This is a genomic window from Burkholderia sp. S171, assembly GCF_009766085.1.
GTDB lineage: Bacteria > Pseudomonadota > Gammaproteobacteria > Burkholderiales > Burkholderiaceae > Caballeronia.
Map to the genome: position 1 here is coordinate 38,223 of NZ_LMUF01000033.1, position 14,416 is coordinate 52,638.

The following is a 14,416-nucleotide window of genomic DNA, read 5'->3' on the forward strand; positions in this document are numbered from 1 at the left end:
CAACTAAACGAGCAAGATTAAAGAGGGGGAGGTGGCCCTCTCCCATGCTTACCTCAGATCTTCGCATCCGTCTCCAAGCTAACAAATCACCTTGTCCAATGTGACGGGAAGATCGCGGATCCGCTTGCCGGTCGCGTTGAAGACGGCGTTCGCGACAGCTGCGCCCACACCGGTAATGCCGATTTCGCCAACGCCGCGCGCGCCCATCGGCGTGTGAGGATCTGCTTCCTCACTCCAGATGATGTCGATCTCCGGCACGTCGAGGTGAACCGGCACGTGATAGTCAGCAAGCGATGGATTCATCACCCGGCCCGTTCTCTCGTCGAACTGGGTTTGCTCCATCAGTGCAAGGCCAATACCCATGATGATGCCGCCGCGAAACTGGCTGGCGGCGGTCTTGGAGTTGATGATCCTGCCGCAGTCGAACGAACCAAGGAAGCGGCTCACGCGGACCTCGCCGGTGACCGCATTGACTCGCACTTCGCAGAAGAGGGCGCTGTGGCTGTGCATGGACCAGTGCGGCAACTCAAATGGCATCGGAGCCTCCGCCTCGACAGTGACTTCCTCGCGCTTGGCGCGGGCGAGTATGGAGGCGTAGGTCTCGAAGCGGCTCTCATCCTCCAGGGCACAAAGACCGCCGTCCCGGCCGCCCACGTCCTCCGGTAGCAGGCCGGAGAGGGGTGAGCTGTTACCGGCGAACCGGAGCAGTTCCCTGACGAGCTTGTGATGGGCCGCAATCACGGCAGCGCCGATAGCCGCCGTCTGCTGCGAACCGCCCGCCAGCACCACGCCCGGCAAAGTAGAGTCAGCGTATTCGAAGTGGACATCGTCCATGGACAGCCCGAGGCGCTCGGCGGCGATCTGGGTTTGGGCAGTCGACGTGCCCATGCCCATTTCGTGCGCGGCGATACCAACAGTCGCCCGCCCTTTGTCGGTCAGCGTGATCCGTGCGGCACCACCCGGCATCCGATAGTAAGGATAAGTACCCGTGGCACAGCCCATGCCGACGAGCCAATCGCCATCGCGCCGTGCGCCCGGCTCCCCACGCGATTCCCAACCGAATCGCTCGCGGCCGGTCTTCCATGCCTCGACGATACCGCGTTGAGAAAAAGGCAGCCCCGTTGTCGGATCCTTTTCCGGTTCATTCCGGATCCGCAATTCGATCGGGTCCATGCCCATTGCGTAGGCGAGCTCATCAATGCCGCATTCCAGACCGAAGGTGCCGACAGCCTCACCAGGCGCGCGCATGAAGGTATTGGCCGTCATATTCATTTTGACGGTCTCGACGTCGAGCAGGAAGCTTCGCGAAGCGTAGGCGCTCTTCGCCGGCAAGATGAATGGCTCCGGCATGTTGTTGTGCGGCGTCATCGCGACCGTGCCGGTATGGATCAGGGCGTCAAGAGTTCCATCGTCCTGAGCGCCCAGTGCCACGCGCTGTTCGGTGAGGGTACGGCCGCCGACAATGCGGAACACGCCTTCCCGGGACAGCATGATCCGCACGGGGCGCTGTGCCAGCTTTGCCGCCGCCGCTGCCAGCACCTGATGCTGCCACACCGTTTTTGAACCAAAGCCCCCGCCGACAAACGGCGAGGTGACGTGCACCTTTTTCTCATCGATACCGAACACCTCGGCGATGGTCCACGCTTCGTGGGCTACCGCCTGCACGGTGTCGTGGATCCGCAGCGCATCCCCGTCCCACGCGAGCGTCGCGGCATGCAGCTCGATCGGATTGTGGTTATGGCGAGGGGTCGTATAGCGGACGTCGATCTTGTGAGGCGCTGCAGCCAGCATGGCCTCGGCATCCTTGATCTCGAGCTTCAGCGGCTCGCCCTGGAAAACACCGGGCTCCGAACCCTTCGCCTTGGCCGCGTCCAAAGACGTTACCCCGTCGCTTCCCGGCTCATAAGTAACGTCGATCAGCGACTGGGCATGGTCCGCCTGCTCTTGCGTCTCGGCCAGCACCAGCGCGATTGGCTGGCCATTCCAGTGAACCTGGTCGTCCTGCATGATCGGCAGGTTATCGCCGCCCGCAGCCTTTTGCTGGGTCATGAACGCTGGCATAGGCTTGAGGCGAGGCGCGTTTTTATAAGTCATCACGAGTGCAACGCCCGGCGCGGCCTCGGCGGCGGCGGTGTCCATGCTGACGATGCGCCCACGCGCGACAGACGAATACTTGAGCGCTGCGTAGGTCATCCCCTCCATGGGGAACTCGGCCGCGAAGCTTGCCCGACCGGAGACCTTCAACGGCCCGTCGATCCGGCTCACCGATGCCCCGATCAAACCGTGCTTGTGGAGAATCAGTGGATCTGGCTTGCCGCCAGGAATAAAGCTGTCAGGGGCGAGTGCGATGGCCTTTTTCATCACCGCTTGCATGGCGTCTTTGAGGATGGGCATTAACGGTTCTCCTGAAGAGCGGTCAGCTTCAGCAGCGTGTCGATGATCACTCGCTGACCCAGTTCGATCTTGAAGGCGTTGTCGCGAAGACCTTGAGCGGCAGCGAACTCGGCCTGCGCTGCTGCACGGAATGCCGCCTCGGTCGCTGCGCCGTCCTTGAGGGCCGCCTCGGCCACGTTGGCGCGCCATGGTTTGTGGGCGACGCCGCCTAGAGCAATCCGCACCTCCTTCACGACGCCGTCCTGCACGTCCAGAACCGCAGCCACCGAGATCAGGGCGAAGGCGTAGGAGGCGCGGTCGCGCACCTTGCGATAACTGGAACGGCCCGTCAGCCCGGGTGGCAGAGTAATGGCGGTGATCAGCTCGCCTGTCTCAAGCACCGTTTCGATGTGCGGCGTTTCGCCGGGCAGGACGTGGAAATCGACTAATGGAATATCGCGTGCGCCGTTGCGGCCCTCCACCGTCACCACTGCATCCAGGGCGGCCAGCGCCACGGCCATATCCGAGGGGTGGGTGGCGACGCAGGCACTGGAGGCACCCAGGATGGCGTGCATGCGGTTGAAGCCGCCTATGGCGTCGCAGCCCGTTCCAGGCGCGCGTTTATTGCAGTGCGCTGCGTCGTCATAGAAGTAGCCGCAGCGCGTGCGCTGCAGAATGTTGCCGCCCACCGTCGCCATGTTGCGAATCTGCGCCGACGCACCGGCAAGGATGGCTTCCGCCAGCACCGGATAACGCTCGCGCACGCGCCGGTCAGCCGCCACTGCGGTGTTCCTGACCCCGGCGCCGATCCGCAAGCCGCTGTCGTCCGTTTCTTCTATTGCGCGCGAGAGGCCTGTTACGTCAACCAGCACCACGGGATGCTCGATGGTCTCGCGCATCAGGTCGACGAGGTTGGTACCCCCGCCCAGGTACTTGGCTCCTGATTGAGCGCCAAGCGTCAGCGCGGCCTGCGGATCCGAAGCGCGTTCATAGGTAAAGGGGTTCATCAGGCGGCCTCGCGCTTGTTTGGCTCGGCCTCAGCTTTACCGAACGTGTCCTGGATCGCGTCGACGATGCCGTTATAGGCGCCGCAGCGGCATAGGTTGCCACTCATTCGTTCGCGTAGTTCGGTGTCGGTAAGGTCGAAGCCCTCAGCGGTCACGTCCTCGCTGACATAGCTTGGCACCCCGCACTTCAACTCCTCGACCATGCCGATAGCCGAGCAAATCTGGCCGGGGGTACAGTAGCCGCACTGGAAACCGTCATGCTCAACGAAGGCAGCCTGCAGCGGGTGAAGCTTGCCCGGTGCGCCCAACCCTTCAATGGTCGTGATTTCGCAATCCTGATACTGCACCGCCAGCGCGAGGCAACTGTTGATCCGTGCTCCGTCGACCAGCACGGTGCAAGCGCCACATGCGCCCTGATTGCAGCCCTTTTTGGCGCCGAAGAGGTGAAGCCGCTCACGGATCAGATCGAGGAGCGATGTCCTCGGGTCAAAGTCCAGCTCGACCTCGTTGCCGTTAATGACGAAACGCATGTTTGCTCCCCTAAGTTCGGGATTGCGCCGGGAAGCGGACGCTTCGCGACTGGCTGTCACCGCAAAACGCCAACTCTTCTGCGGCGGATTGATTGCGATACTGCGCCGGGCTGCTGCACGGACTGCACTTTAATTCACGGATCGCTATTGATCCCCAAGATTGCAGATACAGCAATTCTCGGGCCTCAGTCGGGCATGACCGGGCCGGTGGACTCATTGCACGCGGTGCCATAACGCGCCACGTCTTTAGAAAAACAAGGAGCGCATAAGGCTCGGAACGCTGTTTGCTGGATCGTCTTCAATGACCTACCAAGAGGTTGAACATGAAGGCAACCATCGTGTCCCACTCCCCCGTGTTGGAAGGGGAATCTGAACAGATCTATTTATTCGGATTTGTTCTCGAATCGGAGAGCGGAGCGCCTCCTTATAGGGAAGCAGTTTCCCTGCGCACCGCTCGTGTGCTGGTCGCTCATCTAGAGGATGGCAACGCGTTTGTGGAAATGTTGAGGGTGATCGTTGCAACCGATGCAGCTAACTACAACTCGCTGATCGGCCGCAAATTTGATGATCAAAAAGAGTGGTCGAAAGTCGTGCCGCTGGCCCACCATCGCCTAACAAATTAGGGTCATCAGGCGATGACGTTCGATGTCGGATCTGCCGAACGCGACCGCGTACTGATAGGCCTCTGCTTCGGTGTCGAATGTCCCCAGCACGCCGGAGCCGCGCCTTTCGCGACCTGACTCGGTGATGATGATCATGCAGGTAAATCCAGATGCACCGCGCGTGACGATTGGATGGATCGTCGCGTCCATATAAACCACCAAGGGCGGTTGCATTCCTGCCTCCCGTGTCCAAATTGTCCCGGTGTTAAGAGCTTAGTCCATAGACACGCGGCACGAGCGTTCGTTCGCTGTCCGTATGCTATTCATTCTGGACATATGGCATTCGCTTCTGCGACGAAACCCGCTAGCTATCGAAGAAAGGTGCACACTTTCAGGCCGGGCAATGCAAATGATCCTGCGTGGGTTCCTTGCCCGCGACGCTTAACGCTTTTGCGAACCAAGGCCCCACGCGTCGCTTGCTCCCTTGGTAGGGCTTATTGCGGCGGCGGATGGCCATGATCCTCTTCGCCACCGCGATGCTCGGGCCTGGGCTCTTCGTGATTTGCACCGGGTCCAGGCGGGTGCCCGTAGTTGCCCTGCGGCGGCGCCCCCGGCGGCCGGCCTGCGTAGCCTTCATTGCCGCGTGGCGGCGGCCCCGGAGGATGCCCGCCATATTGCGGCGGCGGTGGATGACCATAACCGGGACCCGGACCCGGACGAGGCGGTGCATGATTGCTCCATCGCTCTTGTTCGTGATACCACGGCTGCCCGTGATAATAACTGCCCCAGTAAGCGCCCAAGGAGAACGCGACAATCGGTAAGCCGATGGTCGCGCCATAGCCCGGGATGGGCACATTTGAACCCTGATACGGATAGCTGAGCGCGGAAGCATCGACCCAGCCTCGCAGGTTCGGAACGGCTACATCGCACCAGGTGTAGCCGGCCACGCAACCGTAAATTGTTACCTGGAGTCCCTGCGGCAACTGCGACACGACGGGATAATCCGGCGCGGGCCCCGCAAACACGTCCACAGGTGCGTTGGTGAACGCGGCCTGCTGCGCGCTCGCGCCTCCCGAGAGGCAAAACAAGCCCGCCATGCCCACACCCAGACTCATATTCAAAAGCTTTTTCATCACGATCATCCTCTGGAAAACAGGTTTTTTATCTTTGTGATCTGGCAAGAAAGCAGCCCCGAATGTAAGACTCCCTCAGCTACTCAAGTTTCGACGCTTTGATTCGATCGATGGCGTTGGTTAGCACAGGCAACGACACGGGCTTCGCGAGATGAGCATTAAATCCGGCACGTATCGCTCTCCTGGCGTCCTGTGCACGTCCGAACCCGGTGAGTGCGATTGCAGGCACCGCGCCCATCCCCGGCAGTCTTCGCAACGCGCCAATAAATTCGTAGCCATCCATTTCCGGCATGCCGATGTCCGACAGAATCAGATCGAAGTCGTCGCTGCTTGCCGCCGCAAGAGCCTGCTTTGCGCTCGCCTCCGCCCGCACGTGCGCGCCCTCGAGTTCCAGGAGCGTGCGAAACGCGTCGAGTGATTCCAGCGAATCGTCGATCAACAAAATTTTCAGGCCCTTGAGAGCGCTCGAATTGACCCGCTCACCCGGGCGGTCCAGGTCTCCCAAAACCGGGCTTTCCGGTAACCAGAGACGAAACCGCGCGCCCTTCCCCACGCCCGCAGACTCGGCCTCGATGCGTCCGCCATGCATCTCCGCTATTTGCTTGACCAGCGAGAGGCCGATTCCCAAGCCACCTCTATCGCGTCTTCCAGCCGCTTCAGCCTGACTGAACATGTCGAATATTTTCGGCAGAAAATCCGGCGCGATCCCTTGCCCGGTATCCGCGACTTCAACACAGATGAAATTGTCCTCGCGCGAGAGCGCGATCCGGATACGACCCCCGCGCGGCGTGAACTTCAATGCATTGCGCACGAGGTTCCACAGCATTTGTTCGACGCGGACCGCATCGGCCTGAATAAAGACAGGCACGCCCACTCCGGACATCGACAGGTCAATGCCGTTCACTGCGGCGTCGGCCATGCTCGCTTCGACCACCGATTGCACCGCGACTGAAACGTCTACCGGTCCTCGCAGCAAAGCCAGTTTGCCCGTGCGAGCGCGCGACAAGTCGAGGAGATCGTCGATGATTTTCGCCTGACCGACGACCGAGCGCTGGATAGCCTCGGCCGCCCTCTGAACGACTGCAATCTCTCTTGCCTCCGGTGCGCGGGTGAGCAACTCGGCTTTCACGTGAATCAGGTTGAGCGGGTTCTTTAGTTCGTGCGACAACACGGCAAAGAACTCATCCTTTAAACGGATAGCGGCCTCCGCCTGAAGGCGTATTTCGCGCTCAAGCGTCAACTGTAACTGCTGCTGGCTTTCGACCCCTTTCTGATCCGTGACGTCGCGAACGATCTTCGCGTAGCCTTTAAAGCCGGCCGCATTGATCGATGTCATCACACCGCTGCAGTAGGCTTGTGAGCCGTCACGTCGCCTGTGCCATCGTTCGTCTTCTGCGCGCCCGGCCCTGGCCGCCTGTGCTCGTTCAGCTGGGGCAATTCCGTCAGCACGATCTTCAGGCAAGAAAATCATGTCGATGGAATTGCCCTGCGCTTCCGCTTCCTTGTAACCGAATATCCGTTCCGCGCCCTTGTTCCAGCTAACAATCACGCCGTCCATATCCTGGACGATGATTCCGTAGTCATCGGTTGTCAGCGCCGCAAGCTTCAGCCGGTCATCACTGGTGCGCGCTTCCGACTGTGCTTGCCGTCGAGACGTGATATCGATCAGCGTGAGCACCGCACCGTCGATGCGATCGTCAGCAGTGCGATACGGCAACAAGCGAGCCAGAAACCACTTCCCGTCGGATGTTTCGACCTCTCTCTCCATCATCTGCAGGCTGCTAAAGACAGCGGTAGCATCGTCAGCCAGTTCGGGGTATTTCAGGCGGTGCGTAAGATCGAGCAACGGGCGACCGACGTCGGACTTGATCAGATTGAACAAGCCGACCGCAGGCGCGGTATAACGTTTAATGCGCATCGCCCGGTCGATGAAAACGGTCGCAATATCCGTTGAAGCGATGAGGTTCTCCAGGTCATCGTTCACCTTGGCGGTCTCGGTCACCTTCGACTCCAGCTCGACGTTGACCGTCACCAGTTCTTCATTCACCGAATGGAGTTCTTCCTTACTCGTTTCGAGCTCTTCGCTAGCAGACCGAAGTTCTTCCACGATCGCTTGCAACTCTTCGTTAGAGGCTTTCAACTCCTCGGTCGATACGTTCGACTGTTCAATGGATGATTGTAGATTCTCCTTGGCGAGATGCAACTCCGCTTCAAGTTGCACCGTAACCGAATCACGCGTAGCAAGGCCGCTCTGATCGCCCTCGCCCCCTTCGCCCCGCGCAACATCTTCCAGTTCATCGAACGAAATGAGCACGACGTCCACGCCCGTTGCTTGATCGTGGTACGGATGCACCCTCATCCTGACTCGCGTGGTCGTCTCACCGCCGGACATACGCACCAAGCGCGTGTCAGAGTCGACGCCTTTTTCTGTCGCCTGAAACAGCGCCGTGCGCAGTTCGAGCCGCAAGTCAGGGTGGATCAGCGTGAGCAGGTTATGTGACGGCTCGCCGCCGGCGTAATGAAAAAACCGCCCGATCTCGCCCGACATATGCACGACCTCGGCATCGCGATCCACAATGACGCTGGGAGGCGCGCCGTGTTCAATCGCCCGTCTATGCAGGTCGGCGGTCGCCAAGCGCGGGCGCTCGATAACCGAGGGCGTCGCGACGCTCAGGTGCGCCAGCCCCTTGATCTGCCGGGGAAACGGCGCAGCAGATGCACGTGGGCGCGATGTCAGGACTTTTGCCTGGTAGATCCGGTTCTTCTTGTCGATCGCTACGAATAGATCGTCGGCAACGTCGGCCGATTCCGAGCTGCCCAAAAACAGGAAGCCACCCGGCTTCAGCGCAAAGTGGAATGTCTGGAAAATTTCCCGCTGGATCGTTCGGTCCAGATAGATCAGCAGGTTGCGACACGACACGAAGTCAACCTGTGAGAACGGTGGATCGCGCAGGAGGTTGTGAGGGGCAAAAAGCACCTTTTCGCGGACCGCCTTGTCGATCACGTAACGACTGCCGGCATGGTTGAAAAATCGGTTTAAACGGCTAGGTGGTACGTCCGTCAGAATTGATTCAGGATAGTTACCTGCTCGGGCAATTTCGATAGCGTGCTGGTCAATGTCGGTCGCGAACAAGTGGATCGCCGGCAGCTCATTTCCTTCCCGCTGATGTTCACATAGCAACATCGCGAGCGAGTAGACCTCTTCTCCAGTGGAACAACCAGGTACCCACACGCGCACCGGATCGTCCAACGCTCTTTCGCTAACGATCTTCGGAATCACCTCACGCTCGACCGCTTCGAATGCTTCACGATCACGGAAGAAATTGGTGACACCAATCAACATGTCCTTGAGTAGCGGCGACGTTTCCTCGGGATGCGAATCCAGGAATTGCTCGTACAACGGCAGACTGGGAAGTGCATTGACTTGCAGACGCCGCTCGATGCGCCGAAGAACCGTTGCCCGCTTGTAGTGATGAAAATCGTGACCCGTGCGGGTGTGTAGAGTGGTCAATATTGCTTGCAGCGCGCGCTCGGCGGGCGAAGCGGTTTGCTCTCCAACAGCGGCGAGAGCAACAGGCCCTTCCTGACCAGTTCGCGGCAACTCAATGGCGCGCATGTTGGTCCACAATTCGATCAATTTCTGCGGGATGTCAACAATCGGCAAGACAATGTCCACCATGCCCGTCGCAATCGCATTGCGCGGCATGTCCTCGTACTCGGCGTCCTTCGGACGGTTCTGGTGCAAATGGAGGATGTGAATGGGTTAGAGTCGTCGAACTACACAAACTGATGACGGACGATGAGTAAGCTGAAGAGCCTGGACAAGCTGTTCGATGGGCGACACTTTGATCGCGAGATCATCCTTCTGTGTGTTCGCTGGTATCTGCGCTACAAGCTTAGCCTGCGGGATCTTGTCGAGATGATGGCTGAGCGTGGTTTGTCTCTTGCGCACACGACGATCCTGCGTTGGGTGCAGCGTTATACGCCCGAATTCGTCAAACGCTGGAACCGTTTTAGCACGCCCACAGGACAGTCGTGGCGTGTCGACGAAACGTACCTGAAGATCCGCGGAAGGTGGGTCTATCTCTATCGGGCCGTGGATCGGGCAGGCCAGACGGTAGACTTCATGCTGCGCGCCAAACGCGACGTGGCAGCAGCAAAGGCATTTTTCAAGAAGGCCATCAAGCATCAGGGGCAGCCACCGAAAACCATCACTCTCGATGGTTATGCGGCCTCGCACCGCGCCGTGCGCGAGATGAAGGCAGACGGTTTGCTACCCGCGGACACCGAGGTCAGATCTTCGAAGTACTTGAACAACCTGATAGAGCAAGACCATCGCAACATCAAGTCCCGGACGAAGGTCATGCTTGGCTTTAAGCTGTTCAGGAGCGCCGCAACCACGATTGCAGGCATCGAGTTGATGCATCGCATTCGCAAGGGTCAGTTCAATCTCGCAACGCTCGACCTCAAAGATACCGCTGCGCCTACCGTTTGGAATACAGTCTTCTCGGCTCAATAAGCCATCCTATAAAAATTAACCTCCTCGACTATTTCCGCTATTTGCACCAGAGCCCATACAACCGCCCGCGGCGAGGTCTTCCAGCTGCAAAAGCCGGTCTACGGATTCAAGGGGCCAGTGCCTGCGCAATACTCCGTCCGCCAGGCGCCCCAGGTCATCGGCGTAGGGCTGCTCGAAGCCGTCGACGAGGCGACGATTCTGCAGCTTGCGACCAAGCACGACGGTGTCACAGGCACGCCGAATTGGGTGACCGATCCGGAGACGGGTCAACGTCGCCTGGGCCGTTTCGGCTGGAAGGCCTCCAAGGCCAGCCTGCGCGACCAGGTCGCCGAGGCGCTGATGCTGGACATGGGCGTCACGTCCCCGGTCTACCCGACGCGGATGTGCCAGCAGAACCTCGGCTCGACGCCTTGCAAGACGGCTGCCCAGACGGTCTCCGGTGCCACCGAGACAGATATGGAGAAGATTACGCACTACCTCGAGCTCATCGGCGTGCCAGCACAGCGCAAGTACCCCAGTGGGTACGCGCCTGGATTGCGCGTGTCGCCCGAGCACAATGTTAACGCGATCCGCATCGCCAGCGGGGCTGCACTGTTCGCGCAAAACGGCTGTGCCGCCTGCCACGCGAGCCAGATGAAGACTGGCGCGAACCACCCGTTTGCCGAGTTGCGCAACCAGATCATCCATCCGTACTCGGACCTGCTGCTCCATGACATGGGCCCTGGCCTGGCCGACACCTTGACACAAGGCAACGCCAAGCCCTCCATGTGGCGTACCGAGCCTTTGTGGGGCATCGGGTCGCTGGCCTATGTCCAGGAGAGCCCCGCGATCAACGCCGGCCCCGACCTGCCGCATGATCCGCTATCGATGCCGGTCTCGAAAGCGCGCTACCTGCACGACGGAAGGGCGCGCTCCATCTTAGAGGCGATTCTTTGGCATGACGGAGAGGCCCGGGCTTCACGCCTGAAGTTCGAGGCTTTGACTGCCGATGAGCGAAACGACATCCTTCTGTTTCTCGGTTCGCTTTGAAGTGGGAGCATTGCATCCGATGAGGCGGTATGTGCGCGTGAGCCCGCGCGCATACCGCCAGCGCGACGGGGCGCAAGACGACTGGTTACGCGACACCGAACTGTGCGCTGGCTTCGAACGCACCGAGGCGTTCTTCACGGTTCTAAGCGCACTCTGCTTTCCCTTCCAATCGCAACAAAGGCGACAGAGATAAGCCGATGCCGCGCGACATTTGAAATCTAACCTACCCACTCATAGCCGACTAGGCGCTAGAATCGGCAAACACCTATGAAATGAGTTCATCAATGCGTCGAGAAAGCTACAACGACCTGCTGGCGCTGATTGCCGTCGCGCGCGAGCGCAGCTTCACGCGTGCGGCTGCGCAACTCGGCGTATCGCAATCGGCCTTGAGCCATACCATCCGGGCGCTTGAAACCCGGCTCGGCATGCGACTCCTGACCCGAACCACGCGCAGCGTCGCGCCGACGGAAGCGGGCGAGCGACTCATCCGGACCATCGCTCCCCGCTTTGAAGAGATCGATTGGCTCTGTCGCGCTAAGGCGATCATGTAAAATTCGTCGACCGAAATTGAGACGACCACGATGTGCATGACGGGCAAGACGGGCAAGACGGCGCGCAAGACATTACCACCAGATGTTGCGAAGGTGCTCAAGCGACTGCACTATCCGTTGGATGTGATCCTGCTGTGTGTGCGGTGGTACGTGGCGTACTCCCTGAGCCTTCGCAATCTCGAAGAGATGATGGCTGAGCGCGGCTTTGAGGTTGGCCATTCGAGCGTGCACCGCTGGGTCATCAAGCTTGTACCATTGTTCGAGAAAACCTTTCGCCGGCACAAACGTCCGGTGGGTAAGAGCTGGAGGATGGATGAAACCTACGTCAAGGTGCGCGGCCAGTGGAAGTACTTGTATCGCGCAGTGGACAAGGCTGGCAATACAGTCGATTTCCTCTTGCGGGCGCATCGCGACAAGGCTGCCGCGCGCCGCTACTTCGAGAAGGCCATCGATCGCAACGGCGCGCCTGAGACCGTGACGATGGACAAAAGCGGGGCCAATCTGGCCGCCCTCCAGGCCATCAACGTTGAGCGCGAAACGCCCATCAAGATCCGGCAGGTCAAGTATCTGAACAATATTGTCGAGCAGGATCATCGGGCGATCAAACGCCGCACCAGGCCCATGATGGGATTCAAGGATTTCCGGTGTGCTCGCATCATCCTCTCAGGCATTGAGACGATGCACATGATCAGCAAAGGTCAGATGAAGGACGGTGGCGTCTCGCGAACAGCCGCCGAACAGTTCTACTCTCTGATGACGTAGGAATTCTTATCATAGAAGAATTTTTAGCCTTGTCAGCCTTATCGCGACACTACCCGGTGGCCGACCACTGGCTCCATTTGGTCGGCAAAGAACGCAAGGCCGGCAAAGTGGCGCTACCACCGCTAGCCCGCACGGCGCTTATCAATATCTTCTACACCGTGGGCTATCGGTCACACCAGCGCGCTGGAATCCGAAGACCCGTTGATCGGAAGTCTCGAGCAAGATTCCACAGGCGGCATCACGGGGGCGCGCCGCTGGTACGTAATACGGCGGTTCTTCTTGCAAGCATCCGACGTGATCCAGGCTGAGCAACCGGTGACGGCCGAAAAGCTCAGACGAGCAAATCCACATTGGTTGAACATACGCACGCCACTCATGCCCTGGCTCGTGGCGCCGACCTAACGAGCGTGCGCGATAACCTTCGTCATGCATCCATCGCAACGACGTCGGTTTATCTTCACAGCGACGAGATTAAGCGCGCGGCAGATCGGCGCAGCTTTCGCCGCACGCACATCATCGTAACGAGGGCACCAAATCGGCTTAGCGTGCTTTAAATTCCGAATTCCGAAGCCGCCCCTAGATCAAGTCAATTGCGCTTGTGAGAATCTGACTTGTCTGCGGTAAGCCGTGCGTCTCGTAGATTTTCAATAGCTCGGTCGCACTTAGCACCGGTCGGGTCAGAGTTGCCCGAAGTGCCTTCACCGTCGCTAATACCCGCAATTTATCGAGCCCGTATTGTAAAACGATGAAATCATCGGGGTGGATGATCTCGATGTCGTATGGCTTGACCGCATGCTCGGGAAAATCTCGAACGTTGAATGTGACGATAGCATCGACATGCCCTACTATGCCCGCAGCAAGCACGTGCCGATCATTTGAATCGGGCAAATCCATCGAATCGATAATCTTTTCGTAGTTCGTAATGATGCTGTCCGGGACCGCATCAATCATGAGGTCTCTGGTCGCATGCAATTTGCCTAGGCCGATATCGGGTCGATTCTTATTGAGGTTCCGAATCCATTCGTCGTGAATCTCGTACGTCCAGCGGGCATGGTACAAACCATCAACGGCGAGGCGCATCAACAGATCTCGGAGCGGCGCTGGATACAGCACGCATGCGTCGAGCAGCACCGTGTAGGACCGGGCGCCCGCCATTAATAACCCATGCCCTGTTCTTGTGCTTGCTCCGATAGCTCTCTCAGCGCATCCAGCGACCGCGCTCGTCGTTTTTCCTTAAAAACTCTCACATCGTCAAAGGTGACTTTTCGATGCGATCCTACTTTGTGGAAAGGTATTTCGCCGGCGTCCAACATCCGGACCAAGTACGGTCTGGAGATGTTGAGCATCATTGCGGCTTGCTGGGTGGTGAGGTCCATTTCCTTCGGAATCACTGCAACGGGCTTTCCTTGCGAGAGAAAACCCAGCATATCGGCGAATAGTCGCAGGATTTTGGGCGGCAGCTGAAGGGTGGGACTGCCGTCATTTGGATGCTCCGCCCCCTCCTCAATCAGCACGACGCTGACAGCCCGCGAGTGATCCAACGCGGCAACGATACAGCGTTGCGCGGCCTTTGCGATCTCCACTTCCCTCTCGTCCAAAACCGTATCTAGGACGTCATCTTCATTGGACATGTTTTCCTCGCGCGATGTTAAAAAGCTCGGCTTTGTTCTTTTTGACCGCAGCAAGCCGGTGATCCGTCTGGGCCGCGAAAAGCTTTACCCCGCGGCCCAGACGGATCACCGGCGAATTCATTGTAAAAGAATTATCCGAAATAATCGAAATAAACGCAACCTTTTTTGGAAGGCACAAGCGTTGGAAGAGGCACGTGTTCGGTCAACTCCGACCCGCGTAATACGGAACGTCGGCATTTAGCACGCGTCACACAAGCGCCGGATGTCAAGATGCGCGAT

13 protein-coding genes and 1 pseudogene are annotated in these 14,416 nt (G+C 59.0%); 6 read left to right on the top strand and 8 right to left on the bottom strand.

Features of this window, described 5'->3' with window-relative positions; translation table 11 throughout:
* Positions 1–78 precede the first annotated feature (78 nt).
* The 3 genes from GSQ93_RS17815 to GSQ93_RS17825 are packed head-to-tail and all read right to left on the bottom strand — an operon-like array spanning position 79 to position 3,910.
* Entirely contained in the window at positions 79–2,361 is a 2,283-nt protein-coding gene (locus tag GSQ93_RS17815) for a xanthine dehydrogenase family protein molybdopterin-binding subunit (RefSeq protein ID WP_158936985.1), read from the bottom strand.
* A 32-nt stretch (positions 2,362–2,393) separates the two neighbouring features.
* The gene (locus GSQ93_RS17820) at positions 2,394–3,380 is read right to left on the bottom strand and encodes a xanthine dehydrogenase family protein subunit M (protein WP_158936986.1); all 987 of its coding nucleotides are present in this window, start codon (positions 3,378–3,380) and stop codon (positions 2,394–2,396) included.
* Positions 3,380–3,910 carry a 2Fe-2S iron-sulfur cluster-binding protein gene (locus tag GSQ93_RS17825; RefSeq protein WP_158936987.1) on the bottom strand — a complete coding sequence of 177 codons (531 nt, stop codon included), beginning with the start codon at positions 3,908–3,910 and terminating at the stop codon, positions 3,380–3,382. The genes GSQ93_RS17820 and GSQ93_RS17825 overlap by 1 nt, the downstream gene beginning before the upstream one ends.
* 323 nt (positions 3,911–4,233) lie before the next feature.
* On the opposite strand from GSQ93_RS17825, the gene GSQ93_RS17830 reads away from it, so the two are divergent.
* Positions 4,234–4,533, top strand: coding sequence for a hypothetical protein (locus GSQ93_RS17830; RefSeq protein ID WP_158936988.1), 300 nt, complete (start codon positions 4,234–4,236; stop codon positions 4,531–4,533).
* Here the strand turns inward: GSQ93_RS17830 and GSQ93_RS17835 are convergent.
* From GSQ93_RS17835 to GSQ93_RS17845, 3 genes are all read right to left on the bottom strand, one after another.
* Positions 4,522–4,746, bottom strand: coding sequence for a hypothetical protein (locus tag GSQ93_RS17835; RefSeq protein WP_158936989.1), 225 nt, complete (start codon positions 4,744–4,746; stop codon positions 4,522–4,524). The genes GSQ93_RS17830 and GSQ93_RS17835 overlap by 12 nt on opposite strands.
* 260 nt (positions 4,747–5,006) lie before the next feature.
* A complete protein-coding gene (locus GSQ93_RS17840; RefSeq protein ID WP_158936990.1) occupies positions 5,007–5,645 on the bottom strand; it encodes an SH3 domain-containing protein in 639 nt (212 codons plus the stop codon).
* A gap of 79 nt (positions 5,646–5,724) precedes the next feature.
* A complete protein-coding gene (locus tag GSQ93_RS17845) occupies positions 5,725–9,351 on the bottom strand; it encodes a CheR family methyltransferase (RefSeq protein WP_158936991.1) in 3,627 nt (1,208 codons plus the stop codon).
* A 93-nt stretch (positions 9,352–9,444) separates the two neighbouring features.
* Here GSQ93_RS17845 and GSQ93_RS17850 point away from each other — a divergent pair, with 93 nt between their 5' ends.
* The 5 genes and pseudogenes from GSQ93_RS17850 to GSQ93_RS38140 all read left to right on the top strand — a co-directional run.
* Positions 9,445–10,164: an IS6 family transposase gene (locus GSQ93_RS17850; RefSeq protein WP_158936992.1), complete on the top strand. Its 720-nt coding sequence runs from the start codon at positions 9,445–9,447 to the stop codon at positions 10,162–10,164.
* A 39-nt stretch (positions 10,165–10,203) separates the two neighbouring features.
* The gene (locus tag GSQ93_RS17855; RefSeq protein WP_301952068.1) at positions 10,204–11,193 is read left to right on the top strand and encodes a di-heme oxidoredictase family protein; all 990 of its coding nucleotides are present in this window, start codon (positions 10,204–10,206) and stop codon (positions 11,191–11,193) included.
* Between the two features lie 284 nt (positions 11,194–11,477).
* On the top strand, positions 11,478–11,744 hold the full coding sequence (locus tag GSQ93_RS17860) for a LysR family transcriptional regulator (protein ID WP_301952067.1): 267 nt from the start codon (positions 11,478–11,480) through the stop codon (positions 11,742–11,744).
* A gap of 36 nt (positions 11,745–11,780) precedes the next feature.
* Positions 11,781–12,506, top strand: coding sequence for an IS6 family transposase (locus tag GSQ93_RS17865; protein WP_174254641.1), 726 nt, complete (start codon positions 11,781–11,783; stop codon positions 12,504–12,506).
* Between the two features lie 62 nt (positions 12,507–12,568).
* Positions 12,569–13,060: pseudogene (locus tag GSQ93_RS38140) on the top strand (tyrosine-type recombinase/integrase); the annotation flags it as partial.
* A 22-nt stretch (positions 13,061–13,082) separates the two neighbouring features.
* Here the strand turns inward: GSQ93_RS38140 and GSQ93_RS17870 are convergent.
* Positions 13,083–13,661: a PIN domain-containing protein gene (locus tag GSQ93_RS17870; RefSeq protein WP_047847786.1), complete on the bottom strand. Its 579-nt coding sequence runs from the start codon at positions 13,659–13,661 to the stop codon at positions 13,083–13,085.
* Positions 13,661–14,137, bottom strand: coding sequence for a helix-turn-helix domain-containing protein (locus tag GSQ93_RS17875; protein ID WP_158936993.1), 477 nt, complete (start codon positions 14,135–14,137; stop codon positions 13,661–13,663). Before GSQ93_RS17875 ends, GSQ93_RS17870 begins: the two co-directional genes overlap by 1 nt.
* Positions 14,138–14,416: the final 279 nt, after the last annotated feature.